19 protein-coding genes are annotated in these 25,764 nt (G+C 45.9%); 14 read left to right on the top strand and 5 right to left on the bottom strand.

Annotated elements, in window-relative coordinates:
- Positions 1-28: 28 nt before the first annotated feature.
- Positions 29-2,299 (bottom strand): sensor histidine kinase, encoded by a 2,271-nt coding sequence (locus AC0YNT_RS14400; protein WP_475805219.1) that lies wholly within the window; start codon positions 2,297-2,299, stop codon positions 29-31.
- Complete coding sequence (locus AC0YNT_RS14395) at positions 2,277-2,969, bottom strand: response regulator transcription factor (RefSeq protein WP_475805218.1); 693 nt, start codon at positions 2,967-2,969, stop codon at positions 2,277-2,279. The genes AC0YNT_RS14400 and AC0YNT_RS14395 overlap by 23 nt, the downstream gene beginning before the upstream one ends.
- A 268-nt stretch (positions 2,970-3,237) precedes the next feature.
- On the opposite strand from AC0YNT_RS14395, the gene AC0YNT_RS14390 reads away from it, so the two are divergent.
- The 4 genes from AC0YNT_RS14390 to desA are packed head-to-tail and all read left to right on the top strand — an operon-like array spanning position 3,238 to position 5,696.
- On the top strand, positions 3,238-3,567 hold the full coding sequence (locus AC0YNT_RS14390; protein ID WP_475805322.1) for a PadR family transcriptional regulator: 330 nt from the start codon (positions 3,238-3,240) through the stop codon (positions 3,565-3,567).
- On the top strand, positions 3,564-3,962 hold the full coding sequence (locus AC0YNT_RS14385; protein WP_167279726.1) for a permease prefix domain 1-containing protein: 399 nt from the start codon (positions 3,564-3,566) through the stop codon (positions 3,960-3,962). The genes AC0YNT_RS14390 and AC0YNT_RS14385 overlap by 4 nt, the downstream gene beginning before the upstream one ends.
- Positions 3,963-3,975: 13 nt before the next feature.
- Positions 3,976-4,614, top strand: a complete 639-nt coding sequence (locus AC0YNT_RS14380; RefSeq protein WP_475805217.1) for a hypothetical protein — start codon at positions 3,976-3,978, stop codon at positions 4,612-4,614.
- A gap of 47 nt (positions 4,615-4,661) precedes the next feature.
- Positions 4,662-5,696, top strand: a complete 1,035-nt coding sequence (desA, locus tag AC0YNT_RS14375) for a Delta(5) desaturase DesA (protein ID WP_475805216.1) — start codon at positions 4,662-4,664, stop codon at positions 5,694-5,696.
- Between the two features lie 36 nt (positions 5,697-5,732).
- Here the strand turns inward: desA and AC0YNT_RS14370 are convergent, their stop codons facing one another.
- Complete coding sequence (locus AC0YNT_RS14370) at positions 5,733-6,953, bottom strand: helix-turn-helix domain-containing protein (protein WP_475805215.1); 1,221 nt, start codon at positions 6,951-6,953, stop codon at positions 5,733-5,735.
- A gap of 274 nt (positions 6,954-7,227) precedes the next feature.
- On the opposite strand from AC0YNT_RS14370, the gene AC0YNT_RS14365 reads away from it, so the two are divergent.
- From AC0YNT_RS14365 to AC0YNT_RS14355, 3 genes are all read left to right on the top strand, one after another.
- Complete coding sequence (locus AC0YNT_RS14365) at positions 7,228-13,824, top strand: S-layer homology domain-containing protein (protein WP_475805214.1); 6,597 nt, start codon at positions 7,228-7,230, stop codon at positions 13,822-13,824.
- 102 nt (positions 13,825-13,926) lie between these two features.
- Positions 13,927-15,048, top strand: coding sequence for a HupE/UreJ family protein (locus AC0YNT_RS14360; RefSeq protein WP_475805213.1), 1,122 nt, complete (start codon positions 13,927-13,929; stop codon positions 15,046-15,048).
- Positions 15,049-15,231: 183 nt separating this feature from the next.
- Entirely contained in the window at positions 15,232-15,480 is a 249-nt protein-coding gene (locus AC0YNT_RS14355) for a hypothetical protein (RefSeq protein WP_475805212.1), read from the top strand.
- A 78-nt stretch (positions 15,481-15,558) separates the two neighbouring features.
- Here AC0YNT_RS14355 and gdhA read toward each other — a convergent pair whose 3' ends face one another.
- Entirely contained in the window at positions 15,559-16,938 is a 1,380-nt protein-coding gene (gene gdhA / locus AC0YNT_RS14350) for an NADP-specific glutamate dehydrogenase (RefSeq protein ID WP_475805211.1), read from the bottom strand.
- A gap of 143 nt (positions 16,939-17,081) precedes the next feature.
- On the opposite strand from gdhA, the gene gltC reads away from it, so the two are divergent.
- From gltC to AC0YNT_RS14315, 7 genes are all read left to right on the top strand, one after another.
- Positions 17,082-17,981 carry a glutamate biosynthesis transcriptional regulator GltC gene (gene gltC / locus AC0YNT_RS14345; protein ID WP_475805210.1) on the top strand — a complete coding sequence of 300 codons (900 nt, stop codon included), beginning with the start codon at positions 17,082-17,084 and terminating at the stop codon, positions 17,979-17,981.
- Between the two features lie 135 nt (positions 17,982-18,116).
- Positions 18,117-19,610 carry a spore germination protein gene (locus AC0YNT_RS14340; RefSeq protein ID WP_475805209.1) on the top strand — a complete coding sequence of 498 codons (1,494 nt, stop codon included), beginning with the start codon at positions 18,117-18,119 and terminating at the stop codon, positions 19,608-19,610.
- A gap of 24 nt (positions 19,611-19,634) precedes the next feature.
- Positions 19,635-20,717 carry a Ger(x)C family spore germination protein gene (locus tag AC0YNT_RS14335; protein ID WP_475805208.1) on the top strand — a complete coding sequence of 361 codons (1,083 nt, stop codon included), beginning with the start codon at positions 19,635-19,637 and terminating at the stop codon, positions 20,715-20,717.
- 37 nt (positions 20,718-20,754) lie between these two features.
- Complete coding sequence (locus AC0YNT_RS14330; protein ID WP_475805207.1) at positions 20,755-21,876, top strand: GerAB/ArcD/ProY family transporter; 1,122 nt, start codon at positions 20,755-20,757, stop codon at positions 21,874-21,876.
- Positions 21,877-22,057: 181 nt separating this feature from the next.
- Positions 22,058-22,414 carry a DoxX family protein gene (locus tag AC0YNT_RS14325; protein WP_475805206.1) on the top strand — a complete coding sequence of 119 codons (357 nt, stop codon included), beginning with the start codon at positions 22,058-22,060 and terminating at the stop codon, positions 22,412-22,414.
- Positions 22,415-22,746: 332 nt separating this feature from the next.
- Positions 22,747-23,703: an alpha/beta hydrolase gene (locus tag AC0YNT_RS14320; protein ID WP_475805205.1), complete on the top strand. Its 957-nt coding sequence runs from the start codon at positions 22,747-22,749 to the stop codon at positions 23,701-23,703.
- Between the two features lie 67 nt (positions 23,704-23,770).
- On the top strand, positions 23,771-24,769 hold the full coding sequence (locus AC0YNT_RS14315) for a type I glyceraldehyde-3-phosphate dehydrogenase (protein WP_475805204.1): 999 nt from the start codon (positions 23,771-23,773) through the stop codon (positions 24,767-24,769).
- 63 nt (positions 24,770-24,832) lie between these two features.
- Here the strand turns inward: AC0YNT_RS14315 and AC0YNT_RS14310 are convergent, their stop codons facing one another.
- Positions 24,833-25,744 carry an SDR family oxidoreductase gene (locus tag AC0YNT_RS14310; protein ID WP_475805321.1) on the bottom strand — a complete coding sequence of 304 codons (912 nt, stop codon included), beginning with the start codon at positions 25,742-25,744 and terminating at the stop codon, positions 24,833-24,835.
- Positions 25,745-25,764 lie beyond the last annotated feature (20 nt).

The raw sequence follows: 25,764 nt of genomic DNA, 5'->3' as shown, positions 1-25,764 counted from the left end.
GAACCAGAAATCCTTGGTGAGTGAGCGTTTATAGGTCCTCTGTTAAGGAATCCCCAACCCTCAGAACAACCGCCGCCTTAAACAAATCCCCATCGGTCTCCAGCGTCAGACGCCCCTCATGCAGATCAATAATCGACTTGGCAATCGCGAGTCCGAGGCCTGATCCTTCCGTATGACGTGACGTATCCCCGCGTTTGAAGCGCTCGAATAATTCTTCAGCATTATCGCTGATTTCATACTTCGATACATTCTTGAACGTAATCGTAATTTCTTGCTGCTGTTCGGATAACTGCATCGTGATATAGGCTCGTGTCTGAACGAGCGAATACTTCATCATGTTCCCAATCAGGTTATCGAACGCGCGCCACAGCTTCTGACCATCCGCAATTACGTATATGGGCTCCTCGGGCAATGAGATACGGAATTGAATATTGGAGCTGTCCATATCCTCTTTATGCTCCGCAAGCGCCTGCTGCATAAGCTGGACGAGATCTGTTTGCTCCAGGAGCAGCTTGGCATTACCGCTTGCCATGGTCGACACTTCAAACAAATCGTCAATCATTACCTTTAAACGCTTGGATTTCTGGTCGATGATTTCGACGTAAGCGGCTCTTTCCTCAAAAGTTGCTTCCTCAGATTTCAGAAGTCCCGCATAAGTGATTATTGACGTAAGGGGAGTACGAAGATCATGACTGACGTTCGTAATGAGCTCCGTCTTCAGCCTCTCACTTTTGGCTTGTTCATTCTGAAGTAGTTTGACCCCACGTCTTAACTCGTTGATATTGGCAGCCAGCGAAGCAAGTACGCCACTTCCTGATGGAGGAAGCTCATTGGGCATTCGGCCGGCTGCTAGCTCATCCGCTGCCAGGGCAACTCGATTCAGATGCATGGATTGCCTTGCCGTTATGAGGATTGCGATAATCCCAATAACCGCAAGAATCGGTATATATAGAGCGATGATGGAGAGCTCATTGTAGCCGGGCTCATGAAAGAAGGAGATAACCACCCCCCATACCCCAATAAATCCTAGTCCGATCAAGATAAAGGCAAGTACGAGCAGTCGTATTCCAGTACTTTTATAAATAAAGGAGTCCTTCACCGAATTCACGATTTGATTGAATCGGGCTTTTACACGTAAGTTGCCCCGATTTAATAAAGATTTGGACCATTGTCTCCTGAAATCGCTCCAGCTGCCCAACTCGCTCACAAGGAACTGTCCTTGAAGAAGGGAGAGTGCCATGCCAATCGCCGCAATGGAGAGTGCAACAAGCAACCTACCGAGGTATGACAGAGGTGCTTCGAGAATGGAAGGGTAATGATCCGCCAAGTTCACCAGCAAGCTAACGATCAAGACAAACGTTCCGGCGAAAAATAAAGCTTTGGCATCAAGCGGCAGCTTACTATAGGAGGTCGTCCATAGGCTTGTCTCACTCCGAATGGCCATGATGACTTTGAAACGCTTCAAGCATAGGACGAGCAACGTAATGCCTGCGAGACAATAGGCGAACAGGATCAACTGCTCCCAGGTGTATCTAATGGAATTCCCCTGAATAGGACTGTTCATTGGCACCGCGATCCAGCCTTGATAAGGATTGATCGAAGCGTCCAGCAGTTCGTGAGCTCCAATATTTTTCTGCATCGAATTCGTTATATCGATCGTATAGTCCGTTGTATAGACGTAACCGCTGCCGTGCAATTCTTTTTGAGCAAGTCGATCAGGGACATTCAAGCTCGAATGAACAGAACTAGCGGTAGGACTTGAAAAGTAATAGTCAAACTGATTTTCCAGTTCATTGTACTTAAAGCGGTAAGGCTCCCTTAACCTGAAGTAAGTGTCTATTCGTTGTTCCTTCTCCTTACGGATAAGGGAAGTGACATAATCGTCATCATTGTAGAGTTTCAAGAGTTCTTCCAGCTTGCTTTGTCTCTGGGCTATGTAATAGGCAACCACATTGCTGTTGCCATCTGCAGATGCTTTCGCAATAAGTGGCTTGTATTCGTCTAGGATTGCATTCGTTTGGTCAGCAAGAGGCTCCAGCACATTGCGATAATTGATAATGTCTTCCATCTCCACCGTAATGGAGTTTTTCGCTGCTTGCACAGCGGGCGAATTGAGCTCAAACAGGTTCAAGTAAGCGGCGAATTGATCAAGCTGTTGCTTGAATTCTGATGTGTGGTAGTAATCTTGATGAAGGTAACGGCTTCCCTGATTCAATAACGTTAACGGTCCGCTCAGGCCAATCACAAGCAAGAGCGCATAGAGGAAGAGACGTGTGCTATTTTTCCATTTTGTATCCAATGCCCCACACCACTTTCAAATATCTTGGGTTTTTCGGATCAATCTCAATCTTTTCACGAATTTTGCGAATGTGGACGGCAACCGTATTTTCGGCGTTGTAGCCTGGCTCCTTCCAAACACGTTCATAAATTTCCTGGATCGAGAGGACTCGTCCCGCGTTCGTCATCAAAAGCTCCACGATCTTATACTCGATAGGGGTCAGTTTGACTGCTTCGCCATTCACAGCTACTTCTTTGCCCTCCAGGTTTAGTGAGAGACCGCGCAGGTCGATCATTTTCTTGATGCCTTCGTAGGAGCCAAAAGTGACATATCTCCTTAGCTGGGACTTCACCCTTGCAACAAGCTCCATCGGATTAAACGGCTTGGTCACATAGTCATCCGCCCCTATATGAAGTCCAAGTATTTTGTCACTGTCCTGGCTCTTGGCACTTAAGATGAGGATCGGAAGATTACGATGCTCGCGGATTTTGAAGGTGGCAGTAATACCATCAAGCCTAGGCATCATGAGATCCATTATGATGAGATGTACTTGGTGCGACTCCAAAGTCTCCAGTGCTTCCAAACCATCCTCCGCCTTCAAAACGGATATACCTTCGTGTCTCAAATAAATCTCGATGGCGTCACGTATTTCCTTATCGTCGTCAACGACCAGCACTACGCGCTGCTCCATCTTTTTCATTCCCCCTTGCGTGTTAGCCAATTCATATTCTCATTGTAATTGGAAATTCTTAATAACTGTTCATAAAATTTATGAAGAACTTCTTAATTTATTGGCTTGTTCATTTTTATCGTGGATATGACGGATTAACCTACTTTTGAGGAGGTTTTTCCTAATGTGGACAGGTTATTTTCCAAAAATAAAGATTACTTTGACACATAGAGTACTTTCGGTTAGTATTACTCTATCAGATAGAATAGTTAGGCAAGGAGGGCTCAGTATTATTAGGAGCGACATTATTCGCGGGCATTTGGATCCAATCATCCTACGCCTGATTCTGGAGAAGGATCGGTACGGATATGAAATTTCTAAAGAGATCAGCCTGCGAACGAAGGACAGATTCCAGATTAAAGAGGCCACTTTGTATGCCGTGTTCCAAAGGCTGGAGAACAAAGAACTTATTGAGTCCTACTACGGAGATGTTTCTCATGGGGGACAAAGGAAATATTATCGAATAACAACATTAGGTAAGGCTTACTTACGTGAAACGGTTAAAGAATGGCAAGAGATAAAGGAAATTATCGACGTGTTCATGGAGGGATTGAATTGAAATCGATAAAGCAGCATGTAGACGAATTGTTCAAGGGCATTCCGGAGAGCGAGAAAAAGAAGATTATCAAACAGGAAATTGTAGCTAATCTTCAGGAGAAAGTATTCGACTTGATGGAGCAGGGGAAGGAAGAAGAGGATGCAATCAACAAAGCGATAGTTGAATTTGGTGACATAGAAGAAATCAAGCAGCAGCTTGGACACAAGCTTCCTACAAGAAGGAACAATGCCAAATTGAATCTCGGCTTCTCAGTCTGGGGCAGCCTTATGATTATTGCACTTGTTGTATTCGTCAATTTCTATTATACCCCTGATGTGATCTGGTTCGTGTACCCGACTTTTGCTGTTCTTTGGTGGCCGTTGTCCATGGTGTTTAATTGGTTGCGCTTAAGGTGAGGAGGTCGACCTAATGATAGATAGGCAGCAAGTTGGTTTTGCCGCAGTTGGCAGCTTGATGAGTATCTTGTTTTTTATGCTCGTGAATTTCTTAACAAGTCCAAGTGAAATTTGGTTTATTTATCCGGCATTTGTATTATTGTTCTGGCCACTCAGCCTGGCCTCTGTAAGAAAGGGTTATTACAGGCTGTATTCGTTGCTAGGGAGCCTGCTGGTCATTGTCTTTCTGCTTACGATTAACTATATGGAATCACCTGATTATCCGTGGTTCGTCTATGCCTTATTTCCAGTCATATGGTGGCCAATTACGATGTACAGCAGGTCCAAGGCTAAGACGTTACAATTCGGCATCATCTCGAGCATAAGTGTGATTTTGTACTATTCGATCTTGAATGCTGCGATGTCACCTGATTATCCTTGGGCAATCTATCCTGCTTTTGCTGTGATCTGGTGGCCGCTTGCTCTATATTATGTCCGTAAGAAGCAGTATTACAGCTTTTCCATCTCTGCCAGCTCACTGATGATTGCCTTCTTTATTACGGTCAATGTGGTTTCTTCCCCGGATACAATCTGGGCGATCTATCCGATCTTTGCCGTTCTGTGGTGGCCGCTCAGCATATATTATTTTCAGGTCAAAAGAATCAAGAACTGATCTAACCCAGATTAAATGGAATGTCCTTAAGGACAGAGGGGAACAATATGCAAACTTCCGTACGTCAACTTAAAAAAGACATGGCTCCTTATGAAAAATCAAATCCCAAGACCAGCATTCTACAGATCTTGAATACCATCTTGCCGTTTGTAGTGCTCTGGTATGTTGCCTATCTCTCGCTCTCCGTATCTTATTTGCTCACTTTAGCTGTTGCTGTTGTCGCATCAGGATTCGTCGTTCGGACATTTATTATTTTCCATGATTGCTGTCACCAGTCCATGTTCAAGAGCAAGAGATTAAATGAAATAGTCGGAACGTTTACAGGCATTCTTACTTTCTTTCCTTATTATCAGTGGAAGCATGCGCACTCGATTCATCATGCTACAAGCAGTAATCTTAATAAAAGAGGAATAGGCGACATATGGATCCTTACGGTAGATGAGTATTTAACTTCTTCCGTATGGAAACGTATCGGTTACAGATTGTATAGGAATCCTTTTGTTTTGTTCGTTCTTGGACCGTTCTACTCGATTCTTATTGAAAATCGCTTCAATCGGAAAAATGCTAAAGCGAAAGAACGTATCAATTTGTATTTGACGAATTTGGGTATTGTGGCTGTAGCAGGACTGATCTGTTGGGCTATTGGCTGGCAAGCCTTTCTGATGGTTCAGATTCCGATCTTCTATGTATCCGGAGCAGCTGGTATCTGGTTGTTCTATGTGCAGCATCAGTTCGAAGACAGCTACTTCGAGAACGAAGAAGAGTGGGACTATGTGAAGGCGGCAGTTGAAGGAAGCTCTTATTACAAGCTGCCTAAGCTGCTGCAATGGCTGTCGGGGAATATCGGCTTCCACCATGTTCATCACCTGAGTCCTAGAGTACCGAACTACTACTTGGAAGAAGCTCATAATAAGACGCCAGCTTTGCATAAAGTGACCACGATCACGATTGCCTCCAGTCTGCAGGCCATTCGGTTCCGCCTCTGGGATGAGAGCAACAAGAGATTTGTTGGATTCAAAGAAATAAGTGAGAAAGTTAAAAAAAGTAAAATGGGTGCTGTTGCAGCCGGCAAGGAAAATTAGAGGGCAGTCTCTCAGGTAAACCACCTGAGAGATTTTTTATTTTACCTTATGAATTTGAGAAATTTGCTGCTTGCGGTATTCACCAGGCGACATTCCGATCTGCTTCTTAAACATCCGGTTGAAGGACGTTATGTTAGCGTAACCGACCTGCAGGCTGATGTCTTGAATGGACATCTCGGTGACGATGAGCAGCTCCTTTGCCTTGCGGATGCGAATCTCGTTCAGATGGTCGCTGAAGTTCGCACCGGTCTTCTCTTTAATATAAACGGACAAATAAGCAGGGGACATGGTCAGCAACTGGGACAAATAGGCAAGCGACAAATCTTGAGAGTAACGGGTGTGTAAAATATCCATGACAAGGGCCGCGATCGGATCCTGATGCTTTTGAGAATCTTTGATGAAGGCGGCGACCTGTTCGAAAAGCTTTGTGAACGTTTCCAAATAGTCCTGGACAGTTCCACATTCATACAATTGCTTGATAATGGTGTAGACCTTCTCGGCTGCTTCGGCTTCCAAGTGCAGCGGTTCTAGAGTAACCCACACTTTGGCCGCCGTAAGGTTAGCGAGGTGTTGGTAGGCTTGAAATGCAGCTCTGCTTTTGACAAATTGGTCAATCAATTGGGACACCATCTGCATAGCACCTTCAGCGTTGCCCGATTGCAAAAAGGAGCTAAGAGCCTGCTCGTGCTTAGGACTTAATAGAAGTGGGGGAGTTGTCTTCAGCTTGTCAATCACTTGAGTTTCCTCGGTCAAGTTCGCTTGCTTGGCCATCTCTAGTACTTGCTGATAGGCAGCGCCAAGCTCATTATAACGAACGGACTGCGTGCAGATGGCTATGGTGATATGGCAGCGGGTCTTCTCCCATTTCAGCATTGGTTTCAACGTATTGATGAACGAGGCAATTTTCTCGCGAGTGCTTCCATAGAAGACAGAGATAATACTATCTGTCTCGATCTGGAACGTATCTGTGTCGTTAAATCGCTCACTTATTTGAATATGGAGCGATTCGGCGAGGTTGTGAAGGATATATTGCTGTTCATCGCTAGGGCAAGCTTCTTTTGGAAATCGAAAATGAAAAAGCACGACATGACAGCTTCGGTTGGCAGACAGCCGATTGCTCCAATCTACACTTAAAACGCCGTTAATATTCCTTAGCCGGTTTATACATTCCAAGCGAGATAGGGCAGAGAATTGGGTTGAATTCGAACCTAACTTCTTGAAGCTGTTAGAAGGCCCTTTCCGCGTAGACATTCTCATGAAAGGAATCCCACTTTCCAGTTGTATTTGTCCATTTATTCATTTTACTTCCATTAAGTGAGTCCTGAATTAAGATAATGTTATCGCAATGTCAAAAAAACGATAGTCCCTAATTAAGAAACTATGCATGAATTACTGACTTTTCGAGAATTCTGCTAATCTTCTAAAGAGCTGTAAGCTATCGAATGAAATGTGAATAGGCATTCCACCCTTGCTAGATTAAGATGTCTGTGAATTAGGCAACAGCAATCTTGATAGAAGCGGAGTGTGAGGAATGAACAGGTTGTTCAAACAAGTGCGGAGGCGGTTCATCGCGGGAACGATGACGGCAGTACTTATCGTAACGGGCTTGCCGATCGGCGCGTCTGGAACGGTTAATGCAGAGGCATTACAGCTCGAACCGGAGTTGTTGATTACGGAAATTGTAGCAAACTCTCCGAACTATACGCCTCCGGGCGGTAGTGGTACTGACGATAACGCTTGGGAATATGTCGAGCTGTACAATAACAGCGGCTCTGCGATTTCACTCAATGATTACTTTATTACTCGCGACAGCTATAACGGTGGCTCTCATTATGAGTACCCCATTGAAGCTGGCCGTATGCTTGAGCCTCATCAGACGATTGTTGTAAAAGGGCAAAGCAATGCCACCGATCCAACGACAGCAGCAGACCATGACACGCTTGCGTCGTTTAATTCGGTTTACCATACCGAGCTGCCCGAGACTCAAGTCACCTATATGGATCAGTCCAGCGGAGGCAACCTCCCGAACACGGGTACACAGACAATAACGGTAAAACGGTCATCGAACAACGAAACGGTTGTATCTGCGAGATATAATGACGTTGATTCGACTGGAGCACCGCTCATCAACTCCTCCAACAACATCGACGACAGCAATGGCAAAAGCATCGTATTTGCTTATAATCCACTTTCTGGCACAACCGTGATGACGAAGCTGGCATCAAAGCAAGCACCAACGCCGGGAAGCTTGGTTACAGGTCAGCCGGTTGTGGATACAGGTGTTCCAGCGACGACACCTCCTGTATTGAACCACGTTCCGCAGACGGCACCGATCCAGCCGCAAGATTATTCCGTAACGGCTGACGTGAGCAGCGATGGTACTTTGCTTTCTGCTAAGCTCTATTATAAAAAAGCGGAAGAATCTGCGTATACGTCCGTTCCGATCAGCATTAAGGACGCCGTAAATACACTTACCGGCATAATCCCGGAAAGCGCGATGCAAGGGACAAGCAAGGTCGACTACTATATCGAAGCTGTGAACTCGGCAGGTACGACAAGAAGTCCGTCAGCGGCTGACAGCTTCTACGAGCTGCAAATTGCACAGCCTGAACAGCCTGAGGAACCTGATCAGCCTGAGCAACCCCCAGTTCTGCTCATTTCCGAAATCGTGTTCAATACCCCGAATATCGGAAGCGGGGATGTGAACGCTTGGGAATACTTCGAAATTTACAACAACAGCAGTGAGCCAATCGCACTGAAAGACTACCAAATTCAGTATTTTAATGGTTCAGCATTAGCGTACGAGTGGACATTCAAAGACAGTAAGACCATTCAGCCAAACCAGACGATGGTCGTACGTGCTTATTACAGTGACGAACAGAACGGCTCGCTGGACAAGTTTAACGGAGCCTACAATGTGTCGCTTACAGACAGTGACATTGTCTCTTTTAATCATCCGTCCGGAAATCTTATCAATGCGAATGAGCACTCGATATCGATCGTGAAGAAGACCGGTGAAGCGGTCGAAACGGTCGTATCTGCGAAGTACAATGACGGTTGCCCGGCTGATGCGGCGACCAATTGCGACGATTTGAACAATACTTCTGTCATCTATAAGGTGGATGGCCAAACGACTAAGCTTATGGAGAAGGTAGGAAGCAAGGTAGCCCCAACTCCAGGTTCTTTGGTTGCTGATCAGCTTTCACCTCATATCGAGCATGCACTGGCTGCGGGCTCTACTTTGGAGAAGGATCTTCCGATCTCCGCTGTTATTACGAGTGCGGCTGGCGCTATTCAAGGCGCGAAGCTTTACTTCAAGAGTGATAAGGATACGGATTATACCTCCGTCAATATGACCGCGGGAGCAGAAGACCGCTATAACGCCGTCATTCCTAAGGAAGCATTTGATGCGGAAGCCGAGTACCTCTATTACTATATCGAGGCAACTGACGGTATTCATACGAGAAAGAGTCCTTTCTCCGGCGATCCCTATGAAATCAAGGTGTTCCACTCGGTTACGGATGCTGCACCTTCGCTTCTCATCACGGAGCTCGTGCCAGATGATAAGGGCAGCGACATGTATGAGTACATCGAAATGTACAACAACACGGATCGCAGCGTTAATCTGAAAGACTATACGATCTTCTACGAATTCTCCCATGGCGCAACCATTAAGTGGGATTTGACGGAGGACTTTATCCTGCCTTCTAAGCAAACGGCGGTCATTTGGGTGAAATCCGACTTGAGTCTTGATAAGTCACTAGGAGATTTTAATACACATTGGAGTTCGGTTACGAGTTCAACCGTGAACCTGACCAGTGCGCAAGTGACATCTCTTTACTCGATCGGGATGGACAATACCAGCGAGGGACGTATCCTAATCGCTCCGGATGCGGCGGATTGGGTCGGCCATTGGGGCGGCGCGATTTCACAGGCTTGGTATAACGTTGCCAAGGATGAAGTGAACGATGATGGGAAAAGTGTGGTATACGAATATCCGAAAGGAGATCCGAACCCGCAGTTCCTGAATCGGATGTTCGAGCGCTCAGCTGGTCAAACGGCTACACCGGGCGTAATTGTCGAAGGACAGGTGCCTGAAATAACCGCTGAGATTCCCGAGGATACTGCAAAGCCGGTAATCTCCTATGCAGCTCCATCAGGCAACCAGCCTTTTGGCAGCTTGACTGTTACAGCAAGCATTACCGACGACGTCAAAGTGGACCGGGCGACGCTCTTATTCAAAAGAACAGGCGATTCCACTTACCAGGAAGCTAACCTGCTTCGCTCGTCGACAAATTCAAATGAATACAGCGGCACAATAGCGATGGATAAAATTCTCGGAGCAGGTTCGATCGAATATTTCATCGAAGCGACGGACGGCCAGAATGTATCTCGTTCGACGGACGGTGGTGCCGAGCCATACAAGATAACGTTTGAAACGAAGAGCAAGCTGTGGCTTGATTTTGCTTCGAACAACTTCTTGAAAGGCAGCACCCGCATTCAAGGGAATGCCCTCGATGCAGGACGTACGTTAAGTTTGAAAGTGGATGGACAGACCCTCGCAAGTGAGAAAGCATTAAATGATGATGCTTATCTGACGTTTAATGCTGACAATATGGAGAAGAGCTTTAATGATGGCCTTTACGTAAATGGACAACTAGTTTCTACGTTCCCTAACGTGTCCTACTTGGCTCCTCATGTCGCAACGGTACCAAAGAGTCTGCTGAAGCCGGGTAATAACGTGCTGCTCGTGACGGCAGGTAACAAGCTTGATCCACTAGGCAAGGAAGGCAATAACGATGACTATAAAATTGAGAACATCAAGCTTTTACTCGGCAATGGCGAGCAAGCAACTGTAACGGCTAGAGGCAAGGTGCTCGACAAAGACCAATTTACGGCGGTCGATCCGGCAAAAAGACAAAAGGTCGGCGACAGCTCCGGATACTTCGAATATCTTGAGCTTACCGTTAACCTGCCTGAAGCGCTGTTCTACAGCGAAGCGTCAACACTTGATACGAAAACGCTATCTGATGGCGAGCACACATTCGAGGTGTCCGACGCGGAAGCGGGAACGAAAGCAAGCGTATCCGCAATCGTCGATAACACACTCCCAGTGTTCGACGAGTTCTCGATTAAAGATGGCGAAATGTACAGCGGCAATATTGAACTGAATGTTAAAGCAACCGATGCGACCTCCGGTGTTGGCACGGCAACGGCAACCTTGGATGGTACAGCCGTAACACTGCCGACTCAAGTGAAAGCATCTGAGCTGTCTGCTGGCGAGCACGTATTTCGCGTTACAGTTAAGGACAAGGCAGGCAATGAATTGGATCGCTCCGCAACGTTCAGCGTCGGCAGCGAGATACCAAATCATTCCTTTGAGCCAACGCCAGCGGATAACGCAACGAATGTTGGAACAAATGCACAGCTTAGCGTAAAAGTAAGTGATCCAAACGGAGATGCGATGGATGTCAGCTTCCGCGAGGCATACCGTTACAACTACAGCAATCGCACAGATATCGAAGGCTTCTCTAATTCGACAGACCGTGAACCTCCACTCGAGCTGAGTCCAGCCGGCGAAACGGCTGTCTCCGCAGAAGCGATCAATCAGGTCAAGAGTGTTGATGGAACTTATTTTGTCACCGACGCGGACGGTTTGTTCCCTTATCAGCGCTATGACTTCAAGCTTGATCAAGAGCCTGCTGATATTGCGAACGTCGAAGTTGTCTGGAATGGACATTCGCTGCCAGATCGTCAAGTAACGTTATATACTTGGAACTACAATACGAGCAAATGGGTAAGAGCCACATCGGGTGTTGGAGCTGAAGACTTCGAACTGAAGGCGAAAGTCAGCGCTCAGGACATGGTAAAAGATAAAACAATTCACGTGCTTGTACAGGATCTCGTACCGGCTGCAGAAGACGGAGTCGACTTCAGCTTCGCATGGGCGAGTGACACGCAATATTACTCCGATTCTTATCCGGAGATTTACGACAAAGAAATGAAATACGTGGCAGATATGAAGGATGAGAAGAAAATCTCGTATCTCATTCATACCGGCGATCTGGTCGATGACTTTAACCGTCCGGATGAGTGGAAAGTTGCCAGTGACAGCATGAAGCGTCTGGAGGATGCCGGCGTTCCATATGGCGTCGTAACCGGCAACCATGACGTCAATCATGACGAATCCAATTACACGGAGTATTGGAAGTATTTTGGCCGCGAACGTTTTAAGGACCAGCCGTATTATGGCGACGATCTGAACAACAACCGTGATCACTATGACTTAATCTCGGTTAAGGGCCAAGATTTCCTGATCATGTACCTTGGCTGGAACATTCAGGACAACACGGTGGAATGGGCAAACGAGGTGCTTAAGAAGTATCCGGATCGCTACGTGATCATCGGTACCCACGAGTACATTTCTCCGACAGGTGCTTATTCCGGTCAAGGCGAGATGATCTGGAACGAAATTGTAGCGAAGAATGACAATGTTCGTATGGTGCTTTGCGGACATTTGCATGGCGTTGCCTATAACGTCAAGCATGTTGACAACAGTGACCGAGTCGTTATCGAGATGCTGGCGGATTACCAATCCGGTCCGCAAGGCGGCCAAGGCTACATGAGATTACTGGAATTCAATCTGGCTGCTAATCAAATCCATGTCTCGACTTACTCAGCTTATATGAACGACAGCAACTTCTTCGAGGAGGAAGGCAAAGACGACTTCTTATTGCCTTATAAGACTCAAGATCCGAGTAAGCAGGTTGCCACTGATTTTATTGGAGTGAACGTCTACGGAAGTAAGGAGATTGGCAGCCAGACCAATGTGGCAAGCGGCGGCACAGCAACCGCAAGCTGGCCGGCTCGCTCGGGCAACACGGTCTATAATTGGTATGCGATTGCTACTGATAAGAACGGGGACAGCGCGACATCAAATATTTGGAGCTTCACGACCGGCAGCACGTCCGTACCTCCGACGACGCCAACAAATCCAACAACTCCGTCTAATCCTGACCCAAGTACGGATGTAACGGTTATTTCTCCAAATGCGATCCCTGCAACGGGAGATGTTACATTGAAGCCTGCAACAGGAGCTAGCGCGATTGCACTTAGCGGAGATACACTTGCCAAAATTGGCAGCCGCGATGTGACAATCGAAACCGATCACAACGGTGTAGTCATCATTCCTGGTGCGGTTCTGCAGTCTCTTGGCGGCAAGCTGGGCGATGGAAGTGAGTTAGTTGTTAAGCTGGACCAAATCGCGCAGACGTCGATTGATCAAGCAGAAGAGTCTGCGGGAGCGGAACGCAAGGCCAACATGAATGCGAAAGGTGCTGCCTTGCAGCTTTCGTTCAGCGAACGCAGCAAATCCGGCAGTCTGACTACTATTGGCACGCTGCCAAGTCCGGTCAAGATCGAATTAAAGACAGATTCGATTAACAACGCCAAGCTCGCTGGCATTTACCGTATCGACGAGAGCGGCAATACCGTCTGGATTGGCGGCGAGTATGCGAACGGCAGCTTTACAGCTTCTGTTGATCAACCGGGCAAGTATATCGTTATGGAATACAACAAGCCTTACAGTGACGTGTCTTCAAGCAATTGGGCTTACGATTACGTACAGGAGCTTTCTTTCCGGGGTATCGTAAATGGCATCAGCGATAACAAGTTTGGCGCCAACCAGCCTACGACACGCGCGGAATTCGTAACCTTGCTCGCAAGAGCGCTTGGTCTTACTGATTCTGCATCAACGGCTTCGAAGTTCAAGGACGTTAAAGCGGGAAGTTGGTATGCGGATGCCGTAGGCGCTGCCGTTCAGGCGGGAATCGTAACAGGCATCACCGCTGACAGCTTCGAGCCGGACAAACGAATCAGCCGCGAAGAAATGGCTGTCCTGATCATTCGTGCTCTCGAGTACAAGAAAGGTACTGCTGTGGCAGAAACTGGCAACGTTTCGTACAAGGATGCTGGCAAGATCAGCGCTTGGGCACAAGAAGCGATCGATAAAGCGAACGCACTTGGTATCATGACTGGCCGCGACAACGGGCAATTCGCTCCGCAAGCGAATGCAACTCGTTTGGAAAGTGCGAAAGTGATCTACGAAATATTGGAACAATTGAAATAACGGGTAGCTTTCGCCGAGCCGGCGCAGGGGGATCCAGTCTCCTTAGCGCTGGCTCGGGTTTTACCAGCCGTTATCGCTTGTCCAAGGAGGCTTGTGAATCTCATGAAAAAGGCGACTGCGATTTTGGCCGTCTGTCTGTTCCTGTTCGGCATTGTTCCGCATGCGTACGCGCATATGAACACATATGGATATTCCGACATCAACGTGAATGACGGGCAGCTTGAATACGATTTGTACTTGGATATTACAGAAGTGTCTCAGTGGATGGATATGCGCTCTAGCGGAGTGTTCATTATCGATCCAGACAAATCTTCTCCAGCAGAAGGAGAAGTGTCGTGGACGGAAGAAGATTTACGCCCTCTGATCGCGGATTCGCTTGTATTAAAGGCAGGCGGTGAAACTCTAGAGCCAGAGATCGGAGAAATTGCAACAAAAAATAGAAACAACGGCTTATGCTTGTTCATGAAGCTTACATATGAGCTCCCGAGCGGAGCTTCTGAGTATATGATCAACTACAACTTTTTCTTTGATACCGATCCGGCACATCAGAACTTCGCGACCATCCGTGAAGCGGGCTCTTCCAAGGATATTGTGTTTAACAGCGGCAACAAGACGGTGACTGAGATGCTCGGCGCATCGGCAGGGGATTCGTCTAAAACGACGGTCGAGGTGCCGAACTGGCTTATGTCGATGTGGGAGTATATACGGATTGGCGTCGAGCATATTTTGAGCGGAATCGATCATCTGCTCTTCATTGCTGCGCTTGTTATCGCGAAGCAGCGCAAACGGGATTACGTGAAGGTGCTTACAGCGTTTACGATAGGACACAGCTTGACGATCGCGCTCTCGGCCCTTGAGGTCGTGAATTTGCCCCCAGCATTCGTTGAGCCAGTCATTGCGCTAAGTATCGCCTATGTGGCGGTCGAAAATATTTGGCTCAAAAAGGTGAAGCGCCGCTGGATCATTGCCATGGGCTTTGGCTTGATCCATGGCTTTGGCTTCGCCGAGGTGCTGCGTGGAGCGATGAGTGACCGGTTCCTATTAACCCTGTTTTCGTTTAACTTGGGCGTTGAAATCGGCCAATTGGCCGTTCTGGCTGTATTGCTTCCGCTGCTCATTTGGGTTGGCCGCTACAAAGCTTATAAGTACGCTAATTACGCAGCCTCTTCGTTCGTTGCAGTAATCGGACTATATTGGTTTGTAACACGAATTATCACAGGCTAAATTATGAATCGATAGCTCCCCTAAGGTACGCAGGTATAATAACCCTGTTGCTGTAAGGGAGCTTTTTTTTAACTAAACTCTCCCATTTAAGAAAAACTTAATGTTTTCCCCCATTTTTAATTAAATAATTTCCCCTATCCTATTGTATAGATTGTGCAGGAGGAGAAGGGAGAAAGTTTCTCTATGGATCGGCATGTTAAGATCTCTATATTGCGGCGGTATGAGAACTATTGTTATCAGATTTGTCATTACCTTATACAGCACGAGCAGCATGCATCCCAAGCAGCAAAGGAGGCTTTGCTCAGCATCGCCGGCGATGCTTATTTTTACACGGATTCAGACGAAACACGCAGGCAGAAGATCCTCCGTACAAGCATCCACAAATCGTTGTTATGGCAAGGAAATGGGCTTCAACATCAAACAATGGTCTGATTGTATGGATTTACATACAAAAAACCTCTTCTCCCGATTTACGGAGAAGAGGTTTTTGCAATTTATATATCTGAATCCTTATACGCCTTGAGCAATCATTGCATCAGCGACTTTAACAAATCCGGCGATGTTAGCACCGATAACAAGGTTGCCAGGAACGCCGTATACTTCAGAAGCTTTTACGCTTTCGATGTAAATGCTATGCATAATCTGGTGCAGCTTAGCATCAACTTCTTCGAATGTCCAAGACAGTCTTTGGCTGTTTTGAGCCATTTCCAAAGCGGAAACAGAAACCCCGCCCGCGTTTGCCGCTTTCGCTGGAGCGAAGAGGACTTTGTTGTCGAGGAACACATCGATTGCTTCCAATGTGGAAGGCATATTAGCACCTTCACCAACGGCTTTGACACCATTGCTTACAAGAATCTCAGCAGATTCTTTGTCGATTTCGTTTTGTGTTGCACATGGCAGAGCAATGTCACAAGCAATTGTCCAGATGCCAGTGCAGCCTTCTACGTAAATAGCATCGGTATGCTCAAGTACGTAGTCTTTAATTCTGCGGTTCTCTACCTCTTTCAAACGTTTAACTGTATCGAGGTTAATGCCGGCTTCATGATAAATGTAACCACTGGAATCACTGCAAGCTACGACTTTTGCGCCTAATTGGAGCGCTTTTTCCATCGCATAGATCGATACGTTGCCGGAACCAGATACAACAACGGTGCTTCCATTGAAGCTGTGTCCTTTGCTTTTGAGCATCTCATCGACAAAGTACACGCAGCCATAACCAGTAGCTTCTTTACGAGCAAGGCTTCCGCCGTAACCGAGTCCTTTACCTGTCAGAACACCTGCTTCGTAGGCGCCAACCAGCTTTTTATATTGTCCAAACATAAAGCCGATTTCTCTAGCACCAACGCCGATATCGCCAGCTGGAACGTCCGTATCAGGACCGATATGCTTGCTGAGCTCGGTCATAAAGCTTTGGCAGAAGCGCATAATTTCAAGATCAGACTTTCCTTTTGGATCAAAATCAGATCCGCCTTTACCGCCGCCGATAGCTTGACCCGTTAACGAGTTTTTGAAGATTTGCTCGAATCCGAGGAATTTAATGATGCTCGCGTTTACGGAAGGGTGGAAGCGTAAGCCGCCTTTATAAGGGCCGATTGCATTGTTAAATTGAACACGGAAACCACGGTTCACTTTAACGTTGCCATTGTCGTCAGTCCAAGGTACTCTAAACGAAATTAACCGATCCGGCTCAACCAAACGATCAAGAACGGCGTGCTCGATATATTTCGGATTCTGGGAGAGCACAGGAATTAAGGAAAGGAATACTTCCTTTACCGCTTGATGAAATTCAGTTTCACCCGGATTACGCTTTTGAACCGTTTCAAATAGCTGGTCGATATAGTCGTGTGCAATTCCTGTGTTTGCTTGTTCCACTTCCTGTACGATACTCATGACGACAACACTCCCTAATATGGATGTATAACATTTTTCTTTTTTGATTTAGTAGTTTAATATTAATATCAAATATTTAATCGCAACAATATTCAGATAAGATAAAGTTGATGCGTTTTACGCATAAAGGATCGTGGATTTTAGTGGAATTTAGACAAATGAGATACTTTATGGAAGTTGCAAGAAGAGAACATGTCACAGAAGCGGCGAATGTTCTTCATGTTGCACAATCCTCAGTAAGCAGACAATTAGCCCAATTGGAAAGTGAATTAGGGGTAGATCTGTTTATTCGTAACGGGCGGAGAGTAAAGCTGACTCCGATAGGGAAGATCTTCCTGCAGCGCGTAGAGCAGATGATGAACATGATGAGCGAGGCTGAAAGAGAAGTGAAGGAATATCTGGATCCGGAAAAAGGAGTCGTTCGCATTGCATTTCCAATCAGCTTGGCGGCTCATGTTTTGCCTAAGGCCATATACGCTTTTCGAAAACGGTATCCAGAAGCTAAATTTCAGATGAGACAAGCCCTCTACGCTGATTTGGTTGACGGTGTCATTGAAGGTGAATTTAATCTGGCTATGATCGCCCCGCTGCCGAGTGAAGATAAGCATATTAAGCAGAAATTGCTTTTTACAGAACGTATTGTGACGCTTCTGCCTATTCATCATCCACTCGCTCATCGACCAAGTATACAGTTGTCGGAGATAAAGGATGAATCCTTTGTCACACTGCCTGAAGGGACGATCTTCCGGAAAATTGTAATGAATGCCTGCAGTGAACTCGGCTTTACGCCTCATATTGCCTTTGAAGGTGATGATATTGATGCGTTAAAAGGATTAGTGTCAGCAGGACTTGGGATAGCGCTTATGCCTGAAGTCACCCTGGTGGAGAGCATCCCGCAATCAACGGTAAAAATTCCGATAGCGAATCCCGCTGTGACACGAAGCATCGGTATCATCTGTCCAACACAGCGCAAACTGCTTCCGACGGAGCAGTTGTTCTATCAATTTCTTTCTGAATTTTATCCGGAGGATTATAAACTATAGAGCAGGCGAAACTCCTTGATCATCAAGGAGTTTTTTTTGTTTTTCAAACGGCACACTCTAATTTGCTGCTGAGAATAATTGGGGTAGCTATGGTGAAAAATACATTTACCTAAAATGCCGATTCGAGGAAATGACATGACTAACAATCAGAAAACAGACCCCAGGGATATTGCCCAATTCCTGCAGCAATTGAAGCAGTCCAGCGATTTTAAAACGATCCAGCTTTCAATTGGCGACAAACAGCTGAACATTTCATATTTCAAAACCTTGATTGATGAGAAGTTGCTTCAGTCCAATGTCATTTTTCCCTTGCAAGACCGTGCATTGGATTCAGAATTCGTGCGGCTAGAGGATATAAAAACCTGGATTCCGATTGAGGATGTACAAATGACGGAGCAAGTTGAGAGCATTCAAACCAAGCTGTTGAAAGGTTGCGCAATTGCCGCGCTTGATGAAGACGATCGCAAATATGCGTTAATACCAATAGCAAGTATAGTGGGTTTACGAAAGAACAACGATACCGAAAATGAGTTCAGCGTTGTTGGCCCCAAGGTGGGATTTGTAGAGGATCTTGATACGAACCTTGGCTTGTTACGATCGCAGATCAACATCCCGACCCTGGTAGTCAAAGAAATCATTATTGGCACGACCTCTAAAACAAGAGTTGCCATCATTTACATCGATGGAGTAACCAATAAGCAAAACGTACAAACGGTAGAACAAAGGCTGGGGCAGATCGACTATGATGTTATTTTCGATACCTCCCAGCTGGACCAGTTCATCTCGGACAACTCCTTAACACCGTTCCCGTTATTTTTATCAACGGAACGCAGAGATCGGGTCGTATATGCGTTAGTTAACGGGCAGGTTGCGGTTATTAGCGATGGATCGCCTTATTTCGTTACAGGCCCTTCTACCTTATTTGATTTTTTTCTATCCCCTGAAGATTACTATTTGCCTTGGATTTTGGGCTCTTTTTTCAGGATGATTCGTATTTTTGGTGTTATTTTTTCGTTATTTGCAACCTCCATGTATATAGCCGTAACTACTTTTCATTATGAGGTTATTCCGAGGGATTTGCTCGAGCCGCTTATATTCTCCAGAAGAAACGTCCCTTTTCCTCCACTTATTGAAGTGCTATTCTTGGAGATCACAATTGAGTTTCTCCGGGAGGCAGGCGCTAGGCTGCCAACAAAGATCGGTCAAACCTTAGGTATCGTAGGTGGTATCGTTATTGGTCAAGCTACGGTTCTCGCAGGTTTAACAAGTAATATTTTGGTTATCATTGTCGCCTTCTCGGCGTTGGCCTCGTTTGCTACGCCGATTTATAAGATGTCTAATGCGATCCGTTTTTTGCGGTTCCCCATGATTCTTGCGTCATCGATATGGGGAGGTCCGGGATTGTTTATCGGGATTGGTTTTTTGCTTGTCCACCTTACCCGTCTGACCTCATTAGGTGTACCGTATATCGTACCCATTTACCCTTTAAGGATCCGGGATTTGAAGGACAGCTTTATACGCCCGTCTTATGAATATATTAACAAGAGGCCGAGCTACTTAAGAACGGATTCTACAGTCAAATACAAGCCCGGAAGGGTTAAAAAAAAGAACGATCTGGATAGAGAATGACTTACGAAGGCGGGAATGATGGAGTTGAGAAATAAGTCTTTCCTGATTATTGTTCTTAGCGCGTTACTCACTGCGTGTGGCGATAAAAATGTTGTCAATGAGATTAAATTTGTCCAGACCATAGGTTACGATGCCGTTGATAACGGGGTAACAAGCAGTGCGGTTATAGCCAATTACGAGGAACAAGGAAAAGCGAAGATGGAATTTTACGTGACGGAGTCCAAATCCGTATATGACAGCGTGCCAAAGCTTAACATGAAGCTTGACTTCCCGGTTAAATATGGGCAGCTTCGAATGGTACTATTCGGAGACAGCTTTGCACGCAAAGGTATCAAAACAGCAATCGAAAGTTTGATCCGCGACCCCAAAATATCTCCTAGAGTTAATCTTGGCGTTGCGGATAGAGATGCCATGGAGTTGCTGAGCGTGACTGAGAACAGGCGTGATTCCTATTTTTTGTCCAATTTGATCGAACAAAATATGAAGTATGGAAATTTGCCCAGGATGAATCTTCACTTAACGTTTTTTAATTTTTATGGCAGCGGACGGGATTTCTTTCTTCCTCATTTCACTATCGAACGAAACGAAATCAAGCTCGATGGGGTAGCCTTGTTTAAAGACGATAAATTCAAAACCAAAATTGGTATAAAGGATTCTTTCTTGATGAAGCTGCTGCTGGAAAATTCATTAAACGGGAGTATTATGGTTCCGGTAAAAGGACCAAATCAAACACGTGATGATTATTTCCTGATGAACATTATCAATTCTAAATCAACATATAAAGTGATTCATACCGGCCTTCCGGCCACCATTGACATTCGTGTGAAGCTTAACGCTCAAGTAAAGGATGTCCCTCAATGGATTGATCTTACTTCAGAGGATCAATTGGCATTACTTGAGAAAAGCATAGAGGTCTATTGCCAAAATGAGATCCGAAAACTTATCTCGTTGTGCAAAAGAAACGACGTAGATCCTCTGGGTCTGGGTGACCTGATAAGAAGCAGATCGAAGGAGTGGAACCCGCAAGAGTTCCAGGAGCAATATAAAGCATTATCAACGACAGTAAGCGTAAAAGCTCGTATAATCCGTACGGGCGCAGGCGGCTAGAGGCGGCAAACAATGCTCTCCGGGAAGGTGACATAGATTGAACGATGAAATCAGCGGAAAATACAAGATATCCCCCTATTTAATCATCTTTCCTCTTTATGTCAGCATGGTAGGGATTGGTGTGCTTAATTACCAAAGAAGTTTAATTGAGCATGCCGGTTACAATGCATGGATCTCTGTTATATTAACGGGGATTAGCATTCATTTTCTCTTATGGATGATTTATAAAATACTATCATCGGTTGAGGATTCTCATGATATAGCTACCATCAATAATAAGCTGTTTGGCCGTATTTTGGGCAACTTCTTCAATGCTGCCATCGTGCTGTATTTTGTTTTCGGGGCATTTGTGAAATTTAAAGGATATATTGAATTGGTTCAAGTCTGGTTATTCCCCAGCATGAACTTTCTGCCCATCAGTATCGTAATTCTGTTGCTTGTTTACTATGCTGTCTCTGGCGGAGTCCGTTCCGTAACAGGAATGACGGTTTGGGCGACGATTATTTCACTCGTTTCTATTGTTCCGCAGGTTACACTTACCATTCCATTTTTGCGTCCGTTAAACCTGCTGCCACTATTGAATCATTCAATACCGGAGCTTCTTCTCTCTTCAAAGGATATGGCATTTGAGTATTTGGGATTCGAGATACTCCTTTTATTTTATCCGTTTATTAAAACACCGAAAAAGTCACAAAAATGGGCGCATTTCACCCTCGTCATGATTACGTTATTGTATTTGATGATATTGGTTCTGGCCTTTATGTTTTTCACTGAAGAACAGCTGCGTCATTCCATATGGCCGACTTTAAATATGATTGGGATCTTTGAAGTGCCGTTGCTTCAAAGACTTGAATATATGTTCATTTCAATGTGGTTTATTAAGATTATAGTTGGCATTTCCATCTATGTATGGGCTGCATGCCGTGGAATGAAGATCGCTTTTCGCCTAAGGCCTCGAATAAGTTTGATTGTTTCTCTCATCGCAATTACGGCTTTAAATCATTTCATTATAGACCACAGAACCGTTGAACGGGTGTCCGAAATCTATTCCAACGTTGGTCTATACTTTATTTACGCCTACATACCGTTTGTATTTATATGGGTGATGATTCGAAAAAGGTGGGTAACCAAAGCAGAATCGCTAACAAATGACCGCTAATGATCCGTTAAGATGAAAAAAGAAAGGCCGCCTTTGCGTTGATGAGACGCGAGAGCGGCTATTTATTTTTGCGTAATCTATAAAATGTACTTTACAGGACACTAAATGGTGTTATATTATAAAGACAGAAAAGGACACCAAATGGTGTCTTATAAAACAGGTGAAAAGGGAGAGGTTTAAAATGCATATACTAGCCATTATTCTTCAAAGCTGGCTGCTTTTCTCCATGGCATTCTTTGGCGGAAGCAAGCTTGCAGGAGCGGGTCATCAAGTTGAACTGTTTGATTCGATCAAACTGCCACAATGGTTCCGCGTCATCACAGGTATCCTTCAAATTGCAGCATGCGCAGGACTTATTATTGGGTACTGGGATGCGGAGATTGCTGCATGGACCGCCATATTTATCGGTATTATGATGCTAATTGCGATCCTCACGCATCTTAGAGTCAAGCACTCGTTCGGAAAAGTGTTTCCGGCCATTTTAAATCTTGTGATAGCTGCTGCAGTCGTTTGTTTATTTGCAGATAAACTTGGTTAATGACTAAAACCTGCACACTGATCCACTCAGTGTGCAGGTTTTTTTTGTTACATTTCAAAGGTGAGTTTTTGTGATAAACTTTACCAAAAATTAATATAATAGAAACTTGAATATATTCAGGTATTAGTAAAAGGGTTCATATAAACAATTATTAGGACCAATAATACCGATAAGATAGTAAATTGATCACTTTATTTGGAATGGATATTACTATAAAATATTGGTAATAAAATGTTCCATTTTATGCAAACAAGATTCATCTCGCCATATAACGGTGAAGTATAAGCAGGTCCATATTGGATGAAATTAATTCATGTGAGGAGTGGTATGAAATGACAGAGAAAACCGTAAACAAGAAGGTTGTGCTGGAGCCGGAGGCATTGAAATTCACGCAGGATACAGCAAACCCACCGTATTTGTTCGATCTTGGTCCCGTTAAAGGACGTGAAGCGGTGGATGAGGTTCAAGCCGGGGATATTCCGAAACCGCCTGTCGTTATTACCGATCTGATGATTGAAGGCGGTCCAAATGGGCAGGTATCGGTCCGCATTCTTCGTTCTCCTAATGCAACGAAGAAGCTGCCTGCTATTTTATATATCCATGGTGCCGGTTGGGTGTTTGGTAACGCGCATACCCACGATCGTCTCATCCGAGAACTAGCGGTTGGTGCGGAAGCAGCGGTCGTCTTCCCGAACTACAGTTTGTCGCCGGAAGCGAAGTACCCAACGGCCATTGAAGAGATCTATACAACGCTGCAATGGATTGCGCAAAATGGTGAAGAGAACGGCTTGGATACGAGCCGGTTGTATATTGCAGGGGACAGCGTTGGAGGCAATATGACGGCGGCCATTACGCTGCTTGCCAAAGAACGGAAAGGTCCAGAAATTCACAAGCAGCTGTTATTCTATCCGGTTACGGATGCAGGGAATGACACCGAATCCTATTCCGAATTCGCAACCGGTTATTTCCTCCGCCGGGATGCTATGGCTTGGTTCTGGGATCAATATACGAGTAAGTCTAGCGATCGAGACGAAATTTACGCATCTCCACTTCGTGCGACAACGAATCAGCTTACGGGCTTGCCGCCAGCACTGATTATAACAGCAGAAGCCGATGTCCTTCGTGATGAAGGAGAAGCTTATGCGAATAAGCTTCGCGAGGCAGGTGTACGCGTAACACAAGCGCGATTCCAAGGAACGATACATGATTTCGTCATGCTGAATGCCTTGGCAGATACTTCAGCAGCACGGGGAGCAATTTTGCTTGCTAACGCCTGGCTGAAAGAATAAAGAATAACGTCTCGATATCCATTTACTTAAAATAACTAAGCGTATCCATACGCGTGAGGAGAAATGAATGAACAATATCGCTATATTTGGATTTGGTCGTATCGGAAGACAGCTGCTTCGCGTAGCCTTGCAGGATCAGCTGTTCGTGCCGGTATCGATCTCGGATATTAAAGACGAAGCGACGCTTGCAGCGCTCTTCGAGGTAGACACGAATTACAAGCGTTGGCCGGAGTCCGTAACAGGTACAGAAGGGACGATTAAGATTGGCGACCGTTCCATTCTCTATCTTAACTCCTCGCAGGAAATTCCGAATTGGAGTGAGCTTGGCGTTGGACTTGTCATCGACTGTACGGGCCGGGCAGTGACGAGACAAGTTGCGCAGCTTCACCTAGAGCGTGGAGCGAAGCGTGTGCTTGTGAGCGGACCAAGCAAATCGCTCGATGATTGTGATGCTGTTCTGTTGAAAGGAATAAACCTGGACAGCTTTGACCCGGAAAAGCACAAGATCATCAGTATGGCGAGCTGCACAACTAATGCACTGGCTCCTGTCGTTAAGCTGGTGCGTGAAAATTATGGCATCCAGTATGGGTTATTCTCGACCGTTCACTCCTATACGAATACACAATCGTTGACGGATCAACCGATGAGAGATCGCCGGGATTCCTGGGCAGCTGCGGAAAATATCATTCCTTCTTCTTCGGGTGCGGCGAAGGCGTTGAAGTTCATTTGGCCAGACCTGCAAATTACTGGGAAAGCCTACCGGATCCCGACGCGTACCGGCAGTATCGCGGAGCTGAATCTGGTAACTGAGAAGCCGTGTACAGCAGAAGAGATTAATGATATGTTCCGGCAAGCGGCGCAAGCAGAGCCGCTCAAAGGGGTTCTTGATGTGCTGGAAGGACAATGGGCTTCTTCGCGTATTGTAGGCGATTCCCATTCTTCGATCATTGACCTGCCGCTCACACATGTACAGGGCGGGCTTTTATCTGTGGCCGCTTGGTATGATAATGAGTGGGGTTATGCCTCGCGTCTTGCTGAAGTAGCTGCCTTTTTAAGCCGGAGTTAATTTCATCAAACAACAAACCGCTTTCTCCTAGGAGAAGGCGGTTTTTCTAAGCTCAAATCCCTTTTATCTATAACCGCTAATGTCTGCCGGCTTACCCGCATCCATAACCTCAACGAGGTAAGGCCAGCAATTAGGCTGGGAACCATCCACATCGGTGAAGCCATACACCTGCGCAAGTTGACCACTTGAGAGGGATTGTCCATTCCAGCGGTTCACATCCGGATCTCCTGCAAGTGCAGCAATGGCACGCCCTACGTAACGTGGCGATTCTGAAATAAGAAAATGAGGTTCTATTGAAGCTGCTTCCTGCCAGTTATCTTCTTTCACCTTGAAGTGCTCTAGCATAATCTCGGAACGAAGCCAGCCAGGGGTCACTGCGACAGCCGTGCAACCAAAGGGCTTAACCTCTTGAGCAAGTGCCCAAGCCATACGAATGACCGAGGTTTTCGCTTGATCATAGAACATGGATACTCTGTAATTTTGTTGATTGTATTCGGCTGTTCCATCCGTCATCTCCACGATAAGTCCGTTCTTGTTCTTGATGATAAGGGGGAGAGCATAGTGACTCGTGATGAGATGAGTATCAATGGCGAGTCTCAGCATACGCAGACCTTTATCCAGTGAATGCTCCCACACCGGTACATGCCATTCTGCGAGATTCTCAGCCCCCCATATATCATTGACCAGAATATCAAGCCGCCCCTGTTCCTGTTCAATTCGGTTCACCAGGGCAGCCACCTGTTCCGGTACCAAATGGTCCACCTGTACGGCAATACCATGTCCGCCTGCCAACGTAACAAGCTCTGCTGTTTCTTCAATTGTTTCGGCCCGGTTGTATTCAGAACGTTCCGACCGTGTTGTACGTCCAGTGACATACACGGTTGCTCCTGCTGCTCCCAATTCGATCGCAATACCACGCCCAGCTCCCCGTGTTGCCCCAGCCACCAAAGCGATTTTTCCAAGCAAAGATTTCATCATTTATCCTCCTCAAAAGT

It is taken from the genome of Paenibacillus sp. J22R56, from assembly GCF_056269375.1.
The sequence above is the reverse complement of the archived record's forward strand: the minus strand, read 5'-3'. Positions and strand labels throughout refer to the sequence as shown.

Coding starts and splice junctions, on each gene's coding strand:
- AC0YNT_RS14395 (WP_475805218.1), bottom strand. CDS start 2,969: ATGGAGCAGCGCGTAGTGCTGGTCGTTGACGACGATAAGGAAATACGT.
- AC0YNT_RS14380 (WP_475805217.1), top strand. CDS start 3,976: ATGATAGATAGGCAGCAAGTTGGTTTTGCCGCAGTTGGCAGCTTGATG.
- desA (WP_475805216.1), top strand. CDS start 4,662: ATGCAAACTTCCGTACGTCAACTTAAAAAAGACATGGCTCCTTATGAA.
- AC0YNT_RS14370 (WP_475805215.1), bottom strand. CDS start 6,953: ATGAGAATGTCTACGCGGAAAGGGCCTTCTAACAGCTTCAAGAAGTTA.
- AC0YNT_RS14365 (WP_475805214.1), top strand. CDS start 7,228: ATGAACAGGTTGTTCAAACAAGTGCGGAGGCGGTTCATCGCGGGAACG.
- AC0YNT_RS14360 (WP_475805213.1), top strand. CDS start 13,927: ATGAAAAAGGCGACTGCGATTTTGGCCGTCTGTCTGTTCCTGTTCGGC.
- AC0YNT_RS14355 (WP_475805212.1), top strand. CDS start 15,232: ATGGATCGGCATGTTAAGATCTCTATATTGCGGCGGTATGAGAACTAT.
- gdhA (WP_475805211.1), bottom strand. CDS start 16,938: ATGAGTATCGTACAGGAAGTGGAACAAGCAAACACAGGAATTGCACAC.
- AC0YNT_RS14340 (WP_475805209.1), top strand. CDS start 18,117: ATGACTAACAATCAGAAAACAGACCCCAGGGATATTGCCCAATTCCTG.
- AC0YNT_RS14325 (WP_475805206.1), top strand. CDS start 22,058: ATGCATATACTAGCCATTATTCTTCAAAGCTGGCTGCTTTTCTCCATG.
- AC0YNT_RS14320 (WP_475805205.1), top strand. CDS start 22,747: ATGACAGAGAAAACCGTAAACAAGAAGGTTGTGCTGGAGCCGGAGGCA.
- AC0YNT_RS14315 (WP_475805204.1), top strand. CDS start 23,771: ATGAACAATATCGCTATATTTGGATTTGGTCGTATCGGAAGACAGCTG.
- AC0YNT_RS14310 (WP_475805321.1), bottom strand. CDS start 25,744: ATGAAATCTTTGCTTGGAAAAATCGCTTTGGTGGCTGGGGCAACACGG.